Genomic DNA, 20,411 nt, shown 5'->3' with positions numbered 1-20,411 from the left:
TCAGCCGAGGCCGACGAAGGTAACGACGCCGACGGCGACGACCACCTGGCCGGGCTCGGCACCGATGCGCCGCACGGTCGGGTCCGCCCCCCAGGTCAGCACCACGGCCTGATCGAGCAGGGCGGGGCCCTCCCCGCGCAGCAGGTGCGTGAGGGGGTCCGTTCCGCCTCGGCGATCGAAGACGCTGTAGCCGGCCGCTGTCAGTGCGGCCAGAGCCGACTCGGCGTGCCGTGCCGCCGTCTGAGCATCGGCGAACACCCACACGCGGACGTCGGACGTCGCCTCGACCTCTTCGATGTCGGTGAAGGAGCGGGTCTTGCCGGCGAAGACGCAGCCGGGCTCGCTGAGTCCGCCGAAGTCGACGGAGGGATCGCTGGGGGCGGGCGCCGTGATGTGGTCGTCGGCGACGAACGTCGACTCCTCGACGATCCACGCGGTGAGGTCCCCGGTGCAGGCCTGGCTCGGGGCCGCCTCGGAACGGGGGGAGCGCGGGCCGGGGGCGCCGGCCTCTCCGCTCGGGCCGCCCTCGGCGGCGTCGGCGTCTTCGGGGGTCTCCGGGATGGTCGCGTCGGGCTCCGGTGCCGGGCCGGTGGGCGTCGGCGTGGGGGAGGGTGTCGGGGAGTCGGACGGGGTCGCAGTCGGGGCCGGACCCGGGGTGGACGTCGAGGCCGGGGACGGCAGGAGAGGGTCGCCCATGCGGGGGCCGCATCCGGCGAGCAGGGATGCCGCCACCGCCGCGGCAACGACGAGGGTCGCGATGCGCCGCGCGCTGCGAGGAGTGGACGCCGGGCTGGTGGCCATACCCGCAGTCTCCCGCACCGCGCCGACGCGCGACAGGCCCAGTCCCCGGCGGAGCCGTGCCTGCGAACCCGCCGGACGGGATGTCGCAGGCACGCCGTAGGCTAGTGGTGTGACCACCGCCCTCTACCGCCGCTACCGTCCCGAGGCGTTCGGCGAGATGATCGGCCAGTCCCAAGTCACCGATCCGCTCATGACCGCGCTGCGCGGTGACCGTGTCGGGCACGCCTATCTGTTCTCCGGTCCGCGCGGGTGCGGCAAGACGACCTCCGCCCGCATTCTGGCCCGCTGCCTGAACTGCGCCGAGGGCCCCACCGACACTCCGTGCGGCACCTGCCCGAGCTGCGTCGAGCTCGGGCGCGGCGGCGGCGGATCGCTCGATGTGGTCGAGATCGACGCGGCATCCCACAACGGCGTCGACGACGCCCGCGACCTGCGCGAGCGGGCGATCTTCGCCCCCGCCCGCGACCGGTTCAAGATCTTCATCCTCGACGAGGCGCACATGGTCACCCCGCAGGGCTTCAACGCCCTGCTGAAGCTCGTCGAAGAGCCGCCAGACCACGTCAAGTTCATCTTCGCGACGACCGAGCCCGACAAGGTGATCGGCACCATCCGCTCGCGCACGCACCACTATCCGTTCCGGCTCGTGCCCCCGGCGGCCATGCTCGAATACGTGCAGGAACTCTGCACGCAGGAGGGCGTCGAGGTCGAGACCGGTGTGCTGCCCCTCGTCGTCCGCGCCGGCGGCGGCTCGCCGCGCGACACGCTGTCGCTGCTCGACCAGCTCATCGCCGGCTCCGACGTCGCCGAGGGCGGGGCGGTGCGTGTGAAGTACGAGCGCGCCGTGGCGCTCCTCGGCTACACCCACGCCGAGCTGCTCGATGAGGTCGTCGAGGCTTTCGGCTCGGGGGATGCCGCGGGCGCCTTCGCCGCGGTCGACCGGGTCGTGCAGACCGGGCAGGACCCGCGCCGCTTCGTCGATGACCTGCTCGAGCGGCTGCGTGACCTCATCATCGTCGCCGCCACCGGCGACGGCGCCGCAGCCGTGCTGCGGGGCGTGCCCGAGGACGAGCTCGAGCGCATGGGCCGCCAGGCCGTCGTGTTCGGTACCGACCGCCTCTCGCGCACGGCCGACCTCGTCGTGACGGCCCTGGACGACATGACCGGCGCGACTTCTCCGCGCCTGCAGCTGGAGCTCATGGTGGCGCGCGTGCTCGCGCAGACCTCGCCCGCGCTGCAGCCCGCTGTTCAGGCCGGTGTTCAGACCGGTGCTCAGAGCGGTGCCGCGGCTGCTGCACCGGCGGGCATGCCGTCCGCCGCGACCCCGATCGTTGCGCCCCCGAGGGATGCCGCACCGGCACCCGCCGGGCCCGCGGCCGTTGCGCCCGCCGCGGCGCCGCCCGCGGCCGTCCCCGTCGCTGCGCCGCCGGCTTCCGCGGCGCCGACCGACGCACGCCCGGCCGCTGCCACCGGGGCGACCGCTTCCGCCTCGGACGCCACGGATGCGGCGGGTCCGCAGTCGGCGGCATCCGCGCCCTCTGCCGCAGCGCCGGCGGCACCGTCCGCGCCGGAGCCCGCGCCGGAGCCCGCTCCGGATCCCATCGTGCCCGCCGGCCCCATCACCTTCGCCCACGTGCGCGACGCCTGGCCCGAGATCCTCAAGCGGCTCGAGGGCGTCAGCCGCACCTCGTGGCTCGTGGCGACCGTCGCCCGCGTGGCCGCGTTCGATGACGACGTGCTGACGCTGGCGTTCCAGAGCCAGGCGGATGTCACCGCGTTCAAGAAGCTGCAGGCCGGGCAGGGGCCGAGTGAAGACCTGCGCGGCGTGATCCAGCAGGTGCTCGGCATCCGCGTGAAGTACATCGCCCGCCACGACACCGACCCCACGCCGCCGCCTGCCGGCGCGGCACCGGCCGGACCCGCACCCGTGAGTACGCCGCCGGCGGGTCCCACGCCGGGCGGCGCGCCCGCAGGCGGCGGTCAGCCGTCGGGCCCGGGCGCGCGCACCCCCGCGCCGGCGGGGTCGTCGCCTGCCGCGGCAGCGCCGGTCACCCAGTGGGCGGTCGCACCGATCCCGGCCGACGACCCCACCATGGCGGGCCCGCCGGCGCAGCTGGCCGTCGACGACGAGCCTGAAGACGCCGCCGGCGCGCGCATGCGCGTGGCGACGCTGGCTCCGACGCGCGAGGGCGATGTGCTACCGGCCGACGCCGTCGCGCCCTCAGCGGCGACCGACGAGACCGAGGCCGACGAGGTGCCCGACGTTCCCGTCGACGTGCCCGTGCCCCCGGTCGTGGTGACGAGTCGTCCCATCGCGACGCGCGGGGGAGTGGAGCGCTACGGCGAGCCCGTCGTCCGCCAGATGCTCGGCGCCACCTTCGTGCGCGAAGAGCCCTACACCCCGCCGACGAGGTTCAACTAAGCCATGTACGACGGCATCGTCCAGGATCTGATCGACGAGTTCGGGCGCCTTCCCGGCATCGGCCCCAAGTCGGCCCAGCGCATCACGTTCCACATCCTGCAGACTCCCAACTTCGACGTGCAGCGCCTCGCAGTGCTGCTCAACGACATCCGCCACAAGGTGCGCTTCTGCGAGGTGTGCGGCAACGTCTCGGAGCAGGACCGCTGCGGCATCTGTCGCGACCCGCGGCGCGATCCGGCCTTCATCTGCGTGGTGGAGGATGCCAAGGACGTCTCGGCCATCGAGCGCACGCGGGAGTTCCGCGGGCTCTACCACGTGCTCGGCGGGGCGATCAGCCCGATCGCCGGCGTCGGCCCCGACGACCTGCGCATCACGCAGCTCATGCAGCGCCTGGCCGACGGCACGGTGCAGGAGGTCATCCTCGCCACGAACCCGAACCTCGAGGGCGAGGCGACGGCCACCTACCTCAGCCGCCTGCTGCATTCGCTGGAGATCCGCGTGACCCGCCTGGCGTCGGGCCTTCCCGTGGGCGGCGACCTGGAGTACGCCGACGAGGTCACCCTCGGCCGCGCCTTCGAGGGGCGCCGCTCGGTCTGAGCGCACCCGCGCCGCGTCCCGCGCGTACGGTTCCGGCGTCAGCGGCGCAGCCGCGCCCGCGTCCGCGCGACGCCGGTCAGCGACGCGCGCAACGGCTGCCCGAGGTAGATGCCCAGCGACGCGCCCACGGCGAGGCTGATGCCGACCGTCGCGGCCGCGGCGAGCGTGCCGAACCCGGCCAGGAGCACGGCGGGGTCCGACCCCGACTCCACGACCGACAGCAGGCCGCGGAAGACCGCCGCCCCCGGCACGAGGGGGAGGATCGCGGCGGTCGTGATCGCCACGGAGGGCACGTGCAGCCGGTAGGCGATGACGACGCCCAAGAGGCTGCCGCCGAACGCGCCCACGCCGCTGGCCGCCGCCGCGTCGAAGCCGACCGCAGAGGCGGCGAGAAAGCCGAGCCACGCCACCGTGCTCAGGAGCGCGCTGATCACGATGATGCGGGTACCGGCGCCGTTGAAGACTGCGACGGCGACCGCGATGAGCGCAGCGCCGAGGAATTGCAGCGGCACGGGACCGAAGGGCACGGCCTCGCTCGGCGGTTCCATGCCCAATCCGACCACGCGCGCGGTCTCGAGCCCGGCGAGGATGCCGAGGACCACGCCCAGGGTCTGCGTCGTCAGTTCGAGGATGCGCCCCGTCGCCGTCAGCGCGAAGCCGTCGATGGCATCCTGCGCCGCCCCCACCACGGTCAGCCCGGCGAGCATCAGCACGATGCCCGAGGCGACGATCACCGAGGGGCGAATGGATGCCGCCTCCTCCCATCCCGTCGCCGCCAGCAGCGGGCTGAGTGCGGCGACCATCGTCAACACGAACGCGCCGGCGATCTGGCTGAAGAAGTACGGCACCTGCGCTTTGGCGAGGCCGAATTGGGTGAACGCGGCCAGGGCGGCGGCGATGGAAGCGAGCGCGATGACCAGCCAGTTGCCCCCGAACATCACGGCCACGCCGAGGGCGAGGAGGGCCTGGGCGGCGATCACGACGGCGGGCCGGTACCGGAACGGGGAGCGCCGGATGGCGCGGAAGGTCGTGGCTGCGGCATCCAGCGGCAGTCCCGCGCAGATGTCGGTGACGAGCCGCTGCAGGCGCTGCAGCCTGTCGTGATCGGGTGCGGGGCCCCGCACGACCCGCAGCAGCGTGATGGGGCGCGCGGCGTCGCTGCGGTGATGCGCGACGGTGATCGAGTTGTACGTGATGTCCACGTGCACGGGCTTCAGTCCATAGGCGCCGGAGACCCGCACGATCGTCAGTGCCACCTCGCTCGCGCCGGCGCCGGCGACGAGCATGGTCTCGCCGATGCGCACCGCGAGGTCGAGCATGCGCGCGGCCAAGGCATCGTCGACGATGGGAAGCGACTCGGTGAGTGCGGGGGACGACTCGGTGCCCCGCATGAGGGTGCCCAGTGACCGGGCCAGGCGCTGACGCCGTTGCTGCATCGTCCGCCTGCCTTCGTGCCTGTGCTGCCTCTCGATCGTACCCACCGCGGGCGGGGTCGCCGTCACATGGCAGAGGCGGAATGGCGCGCTTTGTAGAATGGGCGGTCGGGCGTGGCATCCGCCCACGATCCTGGGAGTACCTATGGCGTTGATCGTGCAGAAGTACGGCGGCTCGTCGGTCGCCGACGCGGAGAGCATCAAGCGCGTCGCCAAGCGCATCGTCGACGCCCGCCGTGCCGGACACGAAGTCGTCGTGGCCGTCAGCGCGATGGGCGACACCACCGATGAACTGCTCGACCTCGCCCACGAGGTCGCTCCCATCCCCGCGCCGCGCGAACTCGACATGCTGCTCTCCAGCGGTGAGCGCATCTCGATGGCGCTGCTGGCGATGGCGATCCACTCCATGGGATTCGAGGCGCGCTCCTTCACGGGCAGCCAGGCCGGCATGATCACCGACGCCACCCACGGCGCGGCGCGCATCGTCGATGTCACCCCGGTGCGTCTGCGCGAGGCGCTCGACGAGGGCGCCATCGTCATCGTCGCCGGGTTCCAGGGCTTCAACCGCGACACCCGCGACATCACCACCCTCGGTCGCGGCGGCTCGGACACCACCGCCGTCGCGCTGGCCGCGGCGCTCGACGCCGACGTGTGCGAGATCTACAGCGACGTCGACGGCGTCTTCACCGCCGACCCCCGCGTCGTGCCCAAGGCCCGCAAGCTCTCGGTGGTCAGCAGCGAAGAGATGCTGGAGATGGCCGCCAACGGCGCCAAGGTCCTCTACATCCGCGCGGTGGAGTACGCCCGCCGCCACGGGGTCATGATCCACGCCCGGTCGACGTTCTCGTCGGGAGTCGGCACGTACGTGCTCGCGCCCGGCATGAGCGCGCCCGACAGCGAAGAAGGAGCAGAGATGGAAGAGCCGATCGTCGCGGGAGTCGCGACCGACCTGGGCCAGGCCAAGGTCACCGTCACCGGCGTGCCCGACGTGCCAGGCAAGGCGGCGGAGATCTTCACCGTCGTCGCGCAGTCCGGCGCCAACGTCGACATGATCGTGCAGAATGTCTCGGCGGCCACGACCGGCCGCACCGACATCTCCTTCACCCTGCCCAAGAGCGACGCCGGCACGGCGCTGCGGGCGCTCTCGGCTCGGCAGGGCGAGATCGGGTTCGAGGGCCTCGTGCACGACGACCAGATCGGAAAGCTCTCGGTGGTCGGCGCCGGCATGCGCACCCACTCGGGTGTCTCGGCGACCCTCTTCGAGGCGCTCAGCACCGCCGGGATCAACATCGAGATGATCTCCACCTCGGAGATCCGCATCTCGGTCGTGGTGCGCGGCGACGACCTCGCCGCCGCCGCCCGCGTCGTGCACACCGCCTACGGGCTCGACGGCGACGCCGAGGCCGTCGTGCACGCCGGCACCGGACGCTGACAGGCCGGTCGGGCGCCGCACCGGCATCCGCCGCGCGGGCCACCGCCGGCCCCGCGACAGGAGAACTCGCCGGGACAGGACGTTTCGGCGTGGTTCGGCCTGTTTCCGGGAGTTCGCCTGTTGTCGTGACGCCCGAACCGGTGGCCCGGACGCGGCATCGCCGGTCGTCATACGGCCCCGGCCCGGGGGAGGGCGCCGGTAGAATCGCGGCATCCGCCCGCTCGGGCAGCCTCCCCTCCGCCGCAAGGATCCCGCTATGACTCGCATCTCCGATTCCGGACTCTCCGTCGCCGTCGTCGGCGCCACCGGCCAGGTCGGCACCGTCATGCGCGAGATCCTCGCCGAGCGGTCGTTCCCGATCCGCGAGCTGCGGCTGCTGGCCACCGCCCGCTCGGCAGGCACGGCCGTCGACTTCGGCGGCCACACCGTGATCATCGAAGACGTCGCCACCGCCGACCCGGCCGGCATCGACATCGCCCTCTTCTCCGCCGGCGCCACCGGCAGCCGCGCGCACGCCCCCCGGTTCGCCGAGGCCGGCGCCGTCGTCATCGACAACTCCAGCGCGTGGCGCATGGACCCCGAGGTGCCGCTCGTGGTCAGCGAAGTGAACCCGCACGCGATCGCCGACGCGGTCAAGGGCATCATCGCCAACCCCAACTGCACGACGATGGCCGCCATGCCGGTGCTGAAGGTGCTGCATGAGGATGCCGGGCTCGAGCGTCTCATCGTCAGCACCTACCAGGCGGTCTCGGGCTCCGGCATCGCCGGCGCCGAAGAGCTGCTCGGCCAGGTCGAGGGCGTGCTGGCGCAGGGCGACACGCTGCGCCTCGTGCACGACGGCTCGGCCGTGGACTTCCCCCAGCCGGAGAAGTACATCGCACCCATCGCGTTCGACGTGATCCCGCTGGCGGGGTCGATCGTCGCCGACGGCGAGGGCGAGACCGACGAGGAGAAGAAGCTCCGCAACGAGAGCCGCAAGATCCTCGAGCTGCCCGACCTGCGCGTTGCGGGCACCTGCGTGCGCGTGCCGGTGTTCACCGGGCACTCGCTGTCGATCCACGCCGAGTTCGCCCGCGACATCACGCCCGACCGGGCGCGCGAGCTGCTGGCATCCGCCCCGGGCGTCGAACTCGACGAGGTTCCGACCCCGCTGCAGGCGGCGGGCAAGGACCCGGCGTTCGTCGGACGCATCCGTGCCGACCAGTCCGCCCCCGAGGGCAAGGGCCTCGTGCTGTTCATCAGCAACGACAACCTGCGCAAGGGCGCGGCGCTCAACGCCGTGCAGATCGCCGAGCTCGTCGCCGGTCGCCTGGGCGCCATCGTCTGACGTCGCCCGCTCGCCCGGGCGCCCGCCGTCGCGCGAACGGCTGGCCGAACCCCCGCCGCGAGTCGGATGCCGCACGCGGTCGGGCGGCATCGACGCGCTGACTAGACTGGACCATCGTGACTGAGACGTACGATGCCGTGCTCATCGGTGGCGGAATCATGAGCGCCACCCTGGGTACCCTCCTGAAAGAACTCCAGCCGGACTGGAAGATCGTCGTCTGCGAGCGCCTGGGGGATGTCGCCCTCGAGAGCTCCAACGCCTGGAACAACGCCGGGACCGGCCACGCGGCCCTCTGCGAGCTGAACTACATGCCCGAGGGCAAGGACGGCTCGGTCGACCCCACCAAGGCGGTCGGCATCAACGAGCAGTTCCAGCAGAGCCGGCAGCTGTGGGCGACGCTCGTCGAGCGCGGGGTACTGGATGAGCCGTCGACCTTCATCAACCCGACCCCGCACATGACCTTCGTGCGCGGCGAGAAGGACGTCGCCTACCTCAAGAAGCGCTACGAGGCGCTGAAGACCCAGCCGCTGTTCGAGGGCATCGAGTACAGCGAGGACTCCCGCGTCATCAACCAGTGGGCGCCCCTGCTCATGCAGCGCCGCCGCAAGGGCGAGCCGTTCGCGGCCACCCGGGTGCCTGCAGGCACCGACATCGACTTCGGCGCCCTCACGCGCCAGCTGTTCGCGCACCTCCAGACGCAGGGCGTCGACGTCGTCACCAACTGCGAGGTGCGAAAGCTCAAGAAGCAGAAGGACGGCACCTGGAAGGTGTCGTACCGCAACACCGTCGGCTCCACGCCCGGGAGCGTCAACGCCCGCTTCGTCTTCGTCGGCGCCGGCGGCTGGGCGCTGAAGCTGCTGCAGCGCTCCGGCATCCCCGAGATCAAGGGGTACGGCGTCTTCCCGATCGGCGGGCAGTTCCTCAAGACCACCAACCCCGAGGTCGTCGCGCAGCACAAGGCGAAGGTGTACTCGCAGGCATCCGTCGGCGCTCCGCCCATGTCGGTGCCGCACCTGGACACCCGCGTCGTCGACGGCGAGGCGTCGCTGCTGTTCGGTCCGTTCGCGACCTTCAGCCCCAAGTTCCTCAAGAACGGCTCGCTGCTCGATATCGTCACCCAGGTGCGGCCGGGGAACCTGCTGCCCATGCTCAAGGTGGCCATCGACAACCCCTCGCTGATCACGTACCTCGTGGGCGAGCTCGCGAAGAACCACGCGAAGAAGGTCGACAGCCTGCGGGAGTTCGTCCCGACGGCCAAGGACGAGGACTGGGAGCTCATCCAGGCCGGCCAGCGCGCCCAGGTCATGAAGAAGGACCCGGAGAAGGGCGGCGTGCTGCAGTTCGGCACCGAGGTCATCGCGGCCCAGGACGGCACGATCGCGGGACTCCTCGGCGCCTCTCCGGGCGCGTCGACCGCCGCGTCGATCATGCTGGGTCTGCTCAAGTCGTGCTTCCCGGACCGCCTCGCCGAGTGGGAGCCGCGTCTGCGCGAGCTCATCCCCAGCTACGGCGAGACCCTCAACCCCCGGCCGGATGCCGCGCGCGCCTCGATCGAGGCGACGGCCGAGGTTCTCGGCATCCACGCGTAAGGCGGGGCGGCGTGCGCCTGTGGTCGTTGCACCCCGCGGTGCTCGACCGTGCGGCGCTCGTGTCGTGCTGGCGCGAGGCTCTGCTGGCGCAGGCGGTGCTCGGCGGCGGCACCCGGGGCTACACCCGGCATCCGCAGCTCGAGCGCTTCCGTGCGTGTGCTGACCCTGTGGGCGCCATCGGGCACTTCCTGGGGAGCGTGCAGTCCGAGGCGACCGCGCGCGGCTACCGCTTCGACGCGTCGCGCATCACCCGACCGGATGCCGCGCACCCCGAGATCCCGGTGACCGACGGGCAGCTGGCGTTCGAGCTGACGCACCTGCGGCGCAAGGTCGCCGAGCGGGCGCCGGCGTGGCTCGACGGGCTGCCCGTCGACACGGCCCCGGCCGCGCCCTCGTTCGTCGTGGTGCCGGGTCCCATCGCCGGCTGGGAACGCCCGTAACCCGGGCCGCGCGGGTTTCGGGGACGTTTTCGCGCCCCGAACGGTCGTGGCGCCGGTTTCGGGGACGTTTTCGCGCCCCGATCGGGGGTGGCGCGGGGTTTGGGGACGTTTTCGCGCCCCGAACGGGGGTGGCGCGGGGTTCGGGGACGTTTTCGCGCCCCGATCGGGGTGGCGCGGGGTTTGGGGACGTTTTCGCGCCCCGAACGGTGGTGGTGCGGGTTCGGGGACGTTTTCGCGCCCCGAACGGGGGTGGCGGGGTCTGGGGACGTTTTCGCGCCCCGATCGGGGGTGGCGCGGGTCGGGAACCGGCGCGGACGCCCGGATCAGAGCGCGGCGGCCTTCGCCCGCAACACCGCCGCCTCGCGCTCGTTCGTGGCGAGGGCGGCAGCGGTGCGCAACTCCGCCCGCGCCTCGTCCCGGCGGCCCAGCCGGCCGAGCAACTCGCCCCGCACGCTCGGCAGCAGGTGCGAGCCCGGCAGCGCGCCCTCCGACTGCAGCCGGTCGACGATCCGCAGCGCCGTCGCCGGGCCGGTGGCCATCGAGACCGCGACGGCGCGGTTGAGTTCGACCACGGGGCTGGGGGAGAGACGCCCGAGCGCTTCGTACAGCACGACGATGCGGTCCCAGTCGGTGGCGGCGACGCTCGGGGCCGTGGCATGGCAGAGCGCAATCGCCGCCTGCAGCGCGTAGGGGCCGCGGCCGTGGCCGGCGGCATCCGCCCGCGCCAGCGCCGCCGCGCCGCGGGCGATCTGCGCCCGGTCCCACCGGGTGCGATCCTGGTCGGCCAGCAGCACCGGTGCCCCGTCGGGCCCCGTACGCGCGGCGAACCGCGACGACTGCAGCTCCATGAGCGCCACCAGCGCGTGCGCTTCGGGCTCGCGGGGCACCAGGCCCGCCAGCACGCGGGCAAGCCGCAGCGCCTCGCCGGCCAGCTCCTCCCGGATCCAGCGGTCGCCGCTCGTGGCGGCATACCCCTCGGTGAAGACGAGGTACAGCGTGCCGAGCACACCGCCCAGCCGCTGCCGCCACTCGGTGGGCTCCGGGGTCTCGAAGGGCACGCGGGCAGCGGCCAGCGTCTTCTTGGCGCGCGTGATGCGTGCCTGCACCGTCGGCACCGGCACCAGCAGCATGCGCGCGATCTCCTGCGTCGACAGCCCGCCCACCACCCGCAGGGTCAGCGCCACCTGCGATTCCCGGGACAGCACGGGGTGGCACGCGATGAAGACCAGGCGCAGCATGTCGTCGTCGATCGGCTCCGCGGCGCCGGGCTCCGCTTCGGCGAGACCGTGTGCGAGGGCGCGGTACCGCTCGTCCAGCGCCCCGCGGCGGCGCCACGCATCGATCGCGCGCCGCTTGGCGACAGCGGTGAGCCACGCCCCGGGGTTGCGGGGGACACCGGAATCGGGCCATCGCTGCAGCGCCTCGAGCAGAGCCTCCTGGGTGACGTCCTCCGCCAGTCCCACGTCGCCGGTGGCCTTCGCGAGCGTCGCCACGATGCGCGCGCTCTCGATGCGCCAGACGGCATCGATGGTGCGGCGGATGTGGTCGACACCGCTCATGACGCGTCGGCGCCGCTCCTGGCATCCAGCTCGTCGCGCCAGCCCTTCTCCTTCTTCACGTACTCGTTGTCCTGGTAGTCCGCGAAGTCGGAGTCATCGGTGATGCGACGTACCTCGATCTTGTTGCCGGGGCCCAGCGGCGCGCGCTTGGCCCACTCCACCGCTTCCTCCTGCGTGGCGGCCTGGATCGTCCAGAACCCGTTGAACAGCTCGTGCGTCTCCCCATAGGGGCCGTCGGAGACGATCGGCGCGTCGGCGGTGAACTCCACGACGGCGCCCTGCGCGGCATCCGTCAGGCCGTCACCGCCGAGCAGCACCCCCGCCTTCATCATCGACTCGTTGTAGGCGCCCATCGCGTTGATGACCTGCTCGAAGTCCATGTCCTGGAAGTCCTCGACAGATCCGCTGTTGCGCATGATCAGCATGTATTTGGCCACGTCATTCCCCTTCGTCGGTGGGCGCCCCGCGCCCTCTACTATCGCGTCGAGCGGGCCGGGGCGGAATCGACATCCCCGTAGAATCCAGGGGTGGCCAAACTGTACTTCCGCTACGGAGCGATGAACTCCGGCAAGTCCACGGCACTGCTGCAGGCGGCCTACAACTATGAGGAGCGCGGACAGCGGGTGCTGCTGGCCAAGCCCGAGATCGACACCAAGGGCGCCGGCGAGATCGCCAGCCGCCTGGGGATGACCCGTCCCGTCGACTTCCTGATCGCCCCGGATGCCGACCTGCTGACGCTGTTCCGCGCCCATCGCGCACGCGTGCACGAGGAATCCGCGCACGGCGTCCCGTCCGGGCTCCCCGGCGACGTGGCGTGCTTGCTCATCGACGAGGCGCAGTTCCTCACCCGCGAGCAGGTCGACGACCTGCTGCGCATCGTGGTGCTCGAGGGGGTACCGGTGCTCGCCTACGGCATCCGCACCGACTTCCGCACCCACGCCTTCCCGGGCTCCGCGCGGCTCATGGAACTCGCGCACTCGCTCGAGGAGCTCAAGACCATCTGTCGCTGCGGCCGAAAGGCGCTGTTCAATGCGCGTCTTGTCGGCGGACGCTTCGTGTTCGACGGCGACCAGGTGGCCATCGACGAGCTCACGGCGGAGCGGGTCACCTACGAGTCGATGTGCGCCGAGTGCTATCTGCGCGAATCGGGCGGTCGCCTCGACGGCTGACCCCGGGTTGCCTGGTCAGACCACGGAGCGTATTGTGGTCAGGCCACGACGAAGGGGACCGCGCCGATGACGGACAGCACCACTCCACCCGCACGCGCCTGGAAGGTGGTGCTGGACAAGATCGAGACGGACCTGCTCGAAGGACGCCTCGGCCCCGGGGACCGCCTGCCCTCGGAGCGCGACCTCGTCACGCAGCTGGGAGTCGGCCGCTCCAGCGTCCGCGAGGCGCTGCGCGTGCTCGAGGTGATGGGGCTCATCCGCACCGGAACAGGCTCCGGGCCGTCTGCGGGCGCCATCGTCATCTCCGCGCCCACCGGAGGCATGTCCGCGTTCCTGCGTCTGCAGGTCGCCGCGCAGGGCTTCCCGATCGACGACGTCGTCGCGACGCGTCTGTTCGTGGAGGAGTGGGTGGTGGGGACCCTCGCCGGCGCCTCCGAGCCCGACCTCTCCGCCGCGCGCAAGACGGTCGAGGCGATGGATGCCGCGCCGCTGCCGCCGGAGGAGTTCCTGGCCCTCGACGCGCAGTTCCACTACGCGCTGGCCGCGGCATCGGGCAACACCGTCGTCGCGGCGACCATGGCGGGCCTGCGCTCGGCGATCGAGGGGTACACCGCCGAGGTCGCCGGCCGTGTCGCCGACTGGGATGCCGCCTCCGAGCGCCTGCGCCACCAGCACCACGAGATCCTCGCCGCGATCGACGCCGGCGACGCCGAGCGCGCTCGCGCCCTCATTCCCCAGCACATCTCCGGCTACTACGCCCCCTGACCCCGAGAGGTATCGCATGGTCAAGCGCCAGCTCCCCAAGCCCGCCGAACTGCTCGAGCTGATGCAGTTCAAAAAACCCGAACTCAACGGCACCAAGCGTCGCCTCGACGGCGCACTGACGATCGGCGATCTGCAGAAGATCGCCAAGCGTCGTACGCCGAAGGCGGCGTTCGACTACACCGACGGCGCTGCCGAGGGCGAGCTGTCGCTCGCCCGCGCTCGCCAGGCGTTCGAGGACATCGAGTTCCACCCCGACGTGCTCCGCCCCGCCGAGCACGTCGACACGTCGGTGGAGATCCTCGGAGGGCGCTCGGCGCTGCCCTTCGGCATCGCGCCCACCGGCTTCACCCGCCTCATGCAGACCGAGGGCGAGTCCGCCGGTGCCGGCGCGGCCGCCGCCGCCGGCATCCCGTTCACCCTGTCGACCCTCGGGACCACCTCGATCGAGGACGTCAAGGCGGCGAACCCCCACGGGCGCAACTGGTTCCAGCTGTACGTCATGCGCGACCGCGACATCTCGTACGGGCTGGTGGCCCGCGCCGCCGCGGCCGGGTTCGACACCCTCATGTTCACCGTGGACACCCCCATCGCCGGCGCCCGCCTGCGCGACAAGCGCAACGGGTTCTCCATCCCGCCGCAGCTGACCGTCGGCACGATCCTCAACGCGATCCCGCGGCCGTGGTGGTGGATCGACTTCCTCACCACCCCGAAGCTCGAGTTCGCCTCGCTGTCGACCACCGGTGGAACCGTGGGCGAGCTGCTGAACGCGGCGATGGACCCGACGATCAGCTACGACGACCTCGAGTACATCCGCAGCATCTGGCCCGGCAAGATCGTCATCAAGGGCGTGCAGAACGTCGCCGACAGCAAGCGGCTGATCGACCTGGGCGTCGACGGCATCATCCTGTCCAACCACGGCGGCCGTCAGCTCGACCGTGCCCCGATCCCGTTCCACCTGCTTCCGCAGGTCGTGCGGGAGGTCGGCAAGGATGCCACGGTCATGATCGACACCGGCATCATGAACGGCGCCGACATCGTGGCCTCGATGGCGCTGGGCGCCAAGTTCACCCTCATCGGACGCGCGTACCTCTACGGCCTCATGGCCGGCGGGCGGGCGGGCGTCGACCGCACGATCGAGATCCTCCGCACCGAGATCGAGCGCACGATGGCCCTGCTCGGGGTGTCGAGCATCGAGGAGCTCGAGCCGCGGCACGTCACCCAGCTGCAGCGCCTCACGCCGGTCGGGCAGGCGTCCGGGTCGGTTCGGCCGCAGCAGGTCCCCGCGGGGGGCTGAGCTCCGTCCCCGCCCTGACGTAACTCCTCAAGAACGGCCCCCGCGGGGGCCGTTCTTGCGGTTTCGGCCCCGCCCGGCGCGATTGTCGAGGAGTTCGGGCCGCCGCGCGCCTCGAGCGCGCGCGCCTACACCCGGACGGGGAGCGTCGGGATGAGGGACTCCAGGAACGTCGCGGTGTCCTCCCAGCCCTCGACGGCGTGGCAGGTGACGCCCATCGCGAGCACGGGGTAGTCGTTGCCGTCGGGGTCGAGGCGGTCGCCCACGAAGAGCATGTCGTCCAGGGCGATGCCGGTCTGGTCCGACAGCTGACGCATGCCGTACGCCTTGTCGATCCCGCGGTGGGTGATGTCGACCGAGGTCGATCCGCCCGAGCGCACCTCGAGGTCGGGGATGCGCGCAGCGACCGCCTCACGCAGGGCGTTCTTCTTCGCACCGGTGGGGTCCCACGCGACCTTGGCGTGCAGGGGAGCGGTCTGTCCGAGCGCCGAGAAGGTGATCTGCGAGCCGCGGTCCTCGAGGATGTCGCCCCAGGTCTCGCTCTCCCACAGTCCGAGGCGGCGGGCCTCTTCCTCGACGGCGGCCAGCGCGCGGGCCTTCTCGTCGTCGGTGAGCCGGTGGGCGTAGACGGTCTCGATCCCGGCGTCCGACAGGCGGTAGTACTGGGTGCCGCAGGTCGGCATGAGGTGCAGGGCCGCGAGGACCGCGGGGGATGCCGCGGGAAGGTTCTGCACGACCTGCACCTGGAACTGCTGCAGCTGCCCGCCGGAGATGATCGCCACCTCGACCCGCTCGGCCAGGGTGACCAGCAGCTCGCCCATGCGCGGCGCGATCGCGCTCTTCGAAGGCGCCAGGGTGTCGTCGAGGTCGAAGGCGATCAGGCGGGGGATGGGCATGGGGCGGGCTCCTGGCTCTCTCGCGGTCGACCTACACGAAGGGCTCCACCTCGTGGTGGAGCCCTTCTGTGGTCGGGGTGACAGGATTTGAACCTGCGGCCTCGTCGTCCCGAACGACGCGCGCTACCAAGCTGCGCCACACCCCGGAGCAACCCCCCTAGCTTACCCGATGTGCGGGCATGCTCCGAACCGAGTCACTCGCGCGGCACCAGAGTCAGGAGCGTCGCTTCCGGACGGCATCCGAAACGCACCGGAGCGTAGATGGAGTGGCCGATGCCGGCGCTCACGTTCAGCGGCACGCGCCGCGCGCCGCTGGTCCAGGAGCTCAGGCCCCGCGCCTGGGAGAGGGGGATGTCGCAGTTGGCCACGAGGGCCGCCCGCGATCCCGGGATGCGCACCTGACCGCCGTGCGTGTGGCCGGCCAGCAGCAGGTCGGCTCCGCGGGCGGCGAAGTCGTCGAGGATGCGGCGATACGGCGCGTGGGTGACGCCGAGGTCGAGGTCGGCCCTGGGCATGCCGACGAGCGCGGCATCCACCGCGTCGAGGTCGTCCCAGTCGCGATGCGCGTCGCTCACGCCGTAGGCCCGAACGCGCAGCGCGCCGACCTGCAGCTCAGCGGCGGCGTTGTTCAGGTCGGCCCAGCCGAGCTCCTCGCCGAGGAAGCGGTCCAGAGCGTCGGTGTCCAGGCGCGTCGCCTTCGGCTTTCGCGCGGATGGCCCACTGAAGTAACGCACCGGGTTGCGGGGGGAGGGCTCGAAGCGGTCGTTGGAACCGTGCACGAAGACGCCAGGGACGCCCGCGAAAGGCGCGAGGGCTTCGCGGATGCCGCGCAGCCCCTCGGCGTGCCCGAGGTTGTCGCCGGTGTTGACGACGAGGTCGGGCTCGAGGGCCGCGAGCGACCCGATCCAGCGCTGCTTGCGACGCTGCCACGGGGCCATGTGCGCGTCGGAGATGTGCAGGACCCGAATCGGCCGCGCCCCGGGGGGCAGCACTGCCACATCGTGACGGCGGACGGTGTAGAGGTGCCGCTCGATGCCGACTCCCCAGATGGCCGAGGCCGCACCCAGCGCCCCCACCGCCGCGAGGGCGGTGAGGGCGGGGCGGGGCGATCGGTGCCGGTCAGCCACAGCTGAGCGTGATCGGCGTGCTGCGCCCGGCGACGGTGCCTGCGGCGGGATCGGTGCCCGTCACCGTGGGCGGGTCGTCCTCGTCGTCTTCACCGGCCGGACACAGGGTGATCTCGGTGAATCCGGCGCTGCGCAGCGCGTCTCGGGCCTTGTCCACGGTCATGCCGGTGACGGTGGGCACCTTCACGCCCTCGCCGTTGCTCGGCGTCAGGGCCACGGTGGTCCCGGCCGGAACGCGGCCGGCGCCCGGGTCCTGACTGACGATCGTGCCGGCGGCTTCGGCGGCGTCCACGGGGTCGTTGACACGCACGGCGAAGCCGGCGTCCTCGATCGCAGCCGTGGCCTGCTCGACCGTCATGCCGACCACGTTGGGGAGGTTGGCGTACACGCGACGGGTGAGGTTCGAGTCGGGGCCGGGGAACTGGTCGCCACCGTACTTGGCGTTGGCGCCGCGCTGCAGGTCAGGCCAGATCGCGTGTCGCATGCGCCAGAGCGGGTAGCCGTTGGCCCAGAGCCGGTTCAGCTCCGACTCGCCGATGACGTTGCCCACCCAGGTGGCGCTGGCGACCTTGGTCGAGCTGCCGATCATCCACGTCTGGTACTGCTGGTGGATGCCGGTCTTGCCGATGAGCGGCACGCCGTCGAAGGTGCGCGACGGCGTCGCGGAGCCCGACGCCAGCACGTTCTGCAGGACGTGGGCGGCGGTGTTCGCCACCGATTCGTCGAGCACGCGCGTGCAGGTGGTCTCGGGCAGGGGCAGCTGGTTTCCGGCCGAATCGGTGATCTCGTCGATGGCCCGCGGCTCGCAGTAGGTGCCGCCCGAGGCGATCGTGGCGTAGACGTTCGCCATGTCGATCGGGGCGATGTTCATCGAGCCGAGGATGGAGTACGGCTCGTTGAGGTACGGATACGCGGCATCCGGCTCGTACGTCGAGTGCCCGTCGGCGAGGGTCACGCCGAGGCGGTCCGCGACCTTGTTGACGTCGCACACGTTGAGCTTCTCGGCCATGGCGAAGAACCCGGTGTTCAGGGAGTCCGCGGTGAACTGGTAGGGCGTGCTGGTGTAGCCCCGGGAGCCCTCGAAGTTGCCGATCTCAGATCCGGAGAACGTCTTCACGCCCCCCTCGCAGCCGCGGTCGATCTTGAAGGTGCGCTCCGTGCCGTTGAGCACCTCGTTGATCGAGTGGCCCTTCTCGAGCCAGTCGAGGAGCGTGAACACCTTGTACGTAGACCCGACGTTGAAGCCGTTCGACCCGCCGTTGTCCCTGCGGGTGTTGAAGTTGATCGACGAGAACGAGGGGTCCGATTCGAGTTCCGCGGCGGACTGCGAGTACCGGGTGTTCTGCGCCATCGAGAGCACGCGGCCGGTGCCGACCTGGATCTGCACGGCGGTCGAGCCGAGCTCGATGCCTTCCATGTGTGCGGGGACGATCGACAGCGCCTGCTCCGCGGAGTACTGCAGGTCGAGGTCCAGCGTCGTGTAGATGCGGTACCCGCCGCGGCGCAGGGCCGCCTTGCGCTCGTCGTCGCTCTCGCCGAAGATCGGGTCGTTCTCGACGATCGTGCGCACGTAGTCGCAGAAGTACGCCGCGCCGCCGGCCATCTGGCAGCCCTGGTCGGTCGGGGTGATCTGCGGGGTGATCGGCTCGGCCTTGGCGGCTTCGAACTCCGCCTCGGTGATCTTGCCGTCGGCCTTCATGCGCGTGAGCACGTAGTCCCGGCGATCGCGGGTCGCGGCGTAGCCGTTGGCGGCGCCGTTGGACTCGCTGTCGGGGCGGTCGATGCGGTAGCCGTTGGGCTCCTGCACCATGCCGGCGAGGGTCGCGGCCTGGCTCAGCGAGAGGTTCGCGGCATCCACCCCGAAGTAGTACTTCGCAGCGGCCCCGATGCCGTAATTCTGACCGCCGAAGTTGACGATGTTGAGGTAGCCGAGAAGGATCTCGTCCTTCGTGTACGTCTTCTCGAGCTGAATCGCGAAGCGCATCTCCTGCAGCTTGCGCTGCAGGCCGCCCTCGCTGATGTCGGAGTTGGTGGCCTCCCAGTAGCAGGCCTGCTTCTCTTCTTCGGTCGTGGCATCCTCTTCGCAGCGCTGCACGAGGATGTTCTTGACGTACTGCTGGCTGATCGAGGAACCGCCGCGGCTGGAGGTGCCGCGCACGTTCGCCAGCACGGCGCTCATCGTGCCGGCGAGGTCGACGCCGCCGTGCTTGTAGAAGTTCTTGTCCTCGCTGGAGAGCACGGCGTCGTAGACGAGCGGGCTGATCTGGTCGAACTCCAGCGGCACACGGTTCTGGTCGTAGAACCGGGCGAGAAGCTGAGGCGTGCCGTCGCTCGTCCTGGCGTAGATCTCGGTGGACTCCATGAGGTCGTCGATCTCGAGGTAGCTCGGCATGTTGTCGAACATCGAGATCGCGTTGCTCGCGGCATATCCCGAAACGGCGATCGCGGGAGTGACCGTCGCAGTGACGAGGATGCCGGCGACGGTGCTGAGCCCGACCAGGCCCAGGAGTCCTCCGAGCACGCCACTGGTCGTCCGTTTCTTGTGGGGCATAGGGTGATCGTAAGCCAAAACCCTGGGGGAAGGCTTGACAGGACGTCGTGCGCCGCGCAACGGGCGAGGGGCGCAAGCCCCCCCGGGATCCGAGACTGGGAGCCGTCATGACCACGTGGGAATACCTCACCACCCCCTTGCTGATCCACAACACCGCGGCCATCCTCAACAACTGGGGCAAGCAGGGGTGGGAGCTGGTGCAGGTGGTGACCGGCCCCGAAGGCGGTCTCGTCGCGTACTTCAAGCGGCCGTCCGGCGGTGGATCCGACAACGCAGGACTGGGTGCCGCCGCGCAGGCCGCCCGGCAGTTCGAACAGGAGTGACCATGACCGTCTCCGACCGCCTGACCGAGCTGGGAATCGACCTTCCCGCCGTCGTCCCCCCTGTCGCCGCGTACATCCCGGCGAAGGTGCACGGCGATCTCGTCTACACCTCCGGGCAGCTGCCGATGGTCGCCGGCTCCCTGCCCGCCACCGGCAAGGTCGGTGACGGACACGGGCTGGTCCCCGCCGCCGACGCCGCCTCGTACGCACGGCAGTGCGCGCTCAACGCCCTCGCCGCCGCGGCTGCGGCCGCGGGCGGCGTCGACCGCATCGCCGGAGTGCTCAAGGTCACCGGCTTCGTGGCATCCGTCCCGGAGTTCACGGGACAGCCCGGCGTCATCAACGGCGCCAGCGAGGTGCTCGGCGAGATCTTCGGTGAGGCCGGGCGTCACGCCCGCTCGGCCGTCGGCGTGCCGGTGCTGCCGCTGGACAGCCCCGTCGAGGTCGAGGTCGTCTTCACCCTGGCCTGAGCGAGGGCATCGCGGTGTCGGGGCGCGGCATCCCTGCCGGGCGGAGGCACGTTGCCGGGCTGAGGCGCGCTGCCGGGCTGAGGCACGCTGCCGGGCTGGCGGGATGCCTCGCGCGGCCCTGCCGTCCCCCGAAACAGGAAGAATCCCCGGGACAGGACGATCTGCCGTGAATCGTCCTGTGCCGGGGAGTTCTCCTGCACCGGGTGTGGCGCGATCAGCGCT

At 71.3% G+C, this 20,411-nt stretch carries 18 protein-coding genes and 1 tRNA gene; 11 read left to right on the top strand and 8 right to left on the bottom strand.

Features of this window, described 5'->3' with window-relative positions; genetic code table 11:
- Complete coding sequence (locus QNO14_RS11025; RefSeq protein WP_257505334.1) at positions 1–801, bottom strand: hypothetical protein; 801 nt, start codon at positions 799–801, stop codon at positions 1–3.
- A gap of 109 nt (positions 802–910) precedes the next feature.
- Between QNO14_RS11025 and QNO14_RS11020 the strand changes: the two genes are divergently transcribed.
- The gene (locus tag QNO14_RS11020) at positions 911–3,220 is read left to right on the top strand and encodes a DNA polymerase III subunit gamma and tau (protein ID WP_257505333.1); all 2,310 of its coding nucleotides are present in this window, start codon (positions 911–913) and stop codon (positions 3,218–3,220) included.
- A 3-nt stretch (positions 3,221–3,223) separates the two neighbouring features.
- Complete coding sequence (gene recR, locus QNO14_RS11015; RefSeq protein ID WP_257495438.1) at positions 3,224–3,817, top strand: recombination mediator RecR; 594 nt, start codon at positions 3,224–3,226, stop codon at positions 3,815–3,817.
- 38 nt (positions 3,818–3,855) lie between these two features.
- Here the strand turns inward: recR and QNO14_RS11010 are convergent, their stop codons facing one another.
- Positions 3,856–5,253, bottom strand: a complete 1,398-nt coding sequence (locus QNO14_RS11010; RefSeq protein WP_257505332.1) for a threonine/serine exporter family protein — start codon at positions 5,251–5,253, stop codon at positions 3,856–3,858.
- Positions 5,254–5,395: 142 nt separating this feature from the next.
- Here QNO14_RS11010 and QNO14_RS11005 point away from each other — a divergent pair, with 142 nt between their 5' ends.
- The 4 genes from QNO14_RS11005 (at position 5,396) to QNO14_RS10990 (ending at position 10,038) form a co-directional block, all read left to right on the top strand.
- Positions 5,396–6,682 carry an aspartate kinase gene (locus QNO14_RS11005; protein WP_257495440.1) on the top strand — a complete coding sequence of 429 codons (1,287 nt, stop codon included), beginning with the start codon at positions 5,396–5,398 and terminating at the stop codon, positions 6,680–6,682.
- A 256-nt stretch (positions 6,683–6,938) separates the two neighbouring features.
- Entirely contained in the window at positions 6,939–8,009 is a 1,071-nt protein-coding gene (locus tag QNO14_RS11000) for an aspartate-semialdehyde dehydrogenase (RefSeq protein WP_257505331.1), read from the top strand.
- 116 nt (positions 8,010–8,125) lie between these two features.
- On the top strand, positions 8,126–9,598 hold the full coding sequence (locus tag QNO14_RS10995; RefSeq protein WP_257495442.1) for a malate:quinone oxidoreductase: 1,473 nt from the start codon (positions 8,126–8,128) through the stop codon (positions 9,596–9,598).
- Positions 9,599–9,609: 11 nt separating this feature from the next.
- Positions 9,610–10,038, top strand: coding sequence for a pyrimidine dimer DNA glycosylase/endonuclease V (locus QNO14_RS10990; protein ID WP_257505330.1), 429 nt, complete (start codon positions 9,610–9,612; stop codon positions 10,036–10,038).
- A 323-nt stretch (positions 10,039–10,361) separates the two neighbouring features.
- On the opposite strand, the gene QNO14_RS10985 is transcribed toward QNO14_RS10990, so the two are convergent.
- On the bottom strand, positions 10,362–11,597 hold the full coding sequence (locus QNO14_RS10985) for an RNA polymerase sigma factor (protein WP_257505329.1): 1,236 nt from the start codon (positions 11,595–11,597) through the stop codon (positions 10,362–10,364).
- Positions 11,594–12,022: a YciI family protein gene (locus QNO14_RS10980; RefSeq protein ID WP_257505461.1), complete on the bottom strand. Its 429-nt coding sequence runs from the start codon at positions 12,020–12,022 to the stop codon at positions 11,594–11,596. The genes QNO14_RS10985 and QNO14_RS10980 overlap by 4 nt, the downstream gene beginning before the upstream one ends.
- Before the next feature lie 102 nt (positions 12,023–12,124).
- Here QNO14_RS10980 and QNO14_RS10975 point away from each other — a divergent pair, with 102 nt between their 5' ends.
- The 3 genes from QNO14_RS10975 (at position 12,125) to QNO14_RS10965 (ending at position 14,825) form a co-directional block, all read left to right on the top strand.
- Complete coding sequence (locus tag QNO14_RS10975) at positions 12,125–12,766, top strand: thymidine kinase (protein ID WP_257495446.1); 642 nt, start codon at positions 12,125–12,127, stop codon at positions 12,764–12,766.
- 66 nt (positions 12,767–12,832) lie between these two features.
- Positions 12,833–13,531 carry a FadR/GntR family transcriptional regulator gene (locus tag QNO14_RS10970; RefSeq protein ID WP_257505328.1) on the top strand — a complete coding sequence of 233 codons (699 nt, stop codon included), beginning with the start codon at positions 12,833–12,835 and terminating at the stop codon, positions 13,529–13,531.
- 16 nt (positions 13,532–13,547) lie between these two features.
- Entirely contained in the window at positions 13,548–14,825 is a 1,278-nt protein-coding gene (locus tag QNO14_RS10965) for an alpha-hydroxy acid oxidase (protein ID WP_257505327.1), read from the top strand.
- Between the two features lie 125 nt (positions 14,826–14,950).
- On the opposite strand, the gene QNO14_RS10960 is transcribed toward QNO14_RS10965, so the two are convergent.
- From QNO14_RS10960 to QNO14_RS10945, 4 genes are all read right to left on the bottom strand, one after another.
- The gene (locus QNO14_RS10960) at positions 14,951–15,718 is read right to left on the bottom strand and encodes an HAD-IIB family hydrolase (protein ID WP_257495449.1); all 768 of its coding nucleotides are present in this window, start codon (positions 15,716–15,718) and stop codon (positions 14,951–14,953) included.
- Between the two features lie 69 nt (positions 15,719–15,787).
- Positions 15,788–15,864 (bottom strand) — tRNA-Pro (locus tag QNO14_RS10955).
- Positions 15,865–15,912: 48 nt separating this feature from the next.
- Positions 15,913–16,845 carry a metallophosphoesterase gene (locus tag QNO14_RS10950; protein ID WP_257505326.1) on the bottom strand — a complete coding sequence of 311 codons (933 nt, stop codon included), beginning with the start codon at positions 16,843–16,845 and terminating at the stop codon, positions 15,913–15,915.
- Entirely contained in the window at positions 16,838–19,396 is a 2,559-nt protein-coding gene (locus QNO14_RS10945) for a transglycosylase domain-containing protein (protein ID WP_257495451.1), read from the bottom strand. The genes QNO14_RS10950 and QNO14_RS10945 overlap by 8 nt, the downstream gene beginning before the upstream one ends.
- Positions 19,397–19,503: 107 nt before the next feature.
- Between QNO14_RS10945 and sp36 the strand changes: the two genes are divergently transcribed.
- Positions 19,504–19,719: a Sp36 family protein gene (gene sp36, locus QNO14_RS10940; protein WP_257495452.1), complete on the top strand. Its 216-nt coding sequence runs from the start codon at positions 19,504–19,506 to the stop codon at positions 19,717–19,719.
- 2 nt (positions 19,720–19,721) lie between these two features.
- Positions 19,722–20,189 (top strand): RidA family protein, encoded by a 468-nt coding sequence (locus QNO14_RS10935; protein WP_257505324.1) that lies wholly within the window; start codon positions 19,722–19,724, stop codon positions 20,187–20,189.
- Positions 20,190–20,411 lie beyond the last annotated feature (222 nt).

The organism is Microbacterium sp. zg-Y625, assembly GCF_030246925.1.
GTDB lineage: Bacteria > Actinomycetota > Actinomycetes > Actinomycetales > Microbacteriaceae > Microbacterium > Microbacterium jiangjiandongii.
The sequence above is the reverse complement of the archived record's forward strand: the minus strand, read 5'-3'. Positions and strand labels throughout refer to the sequence as shown.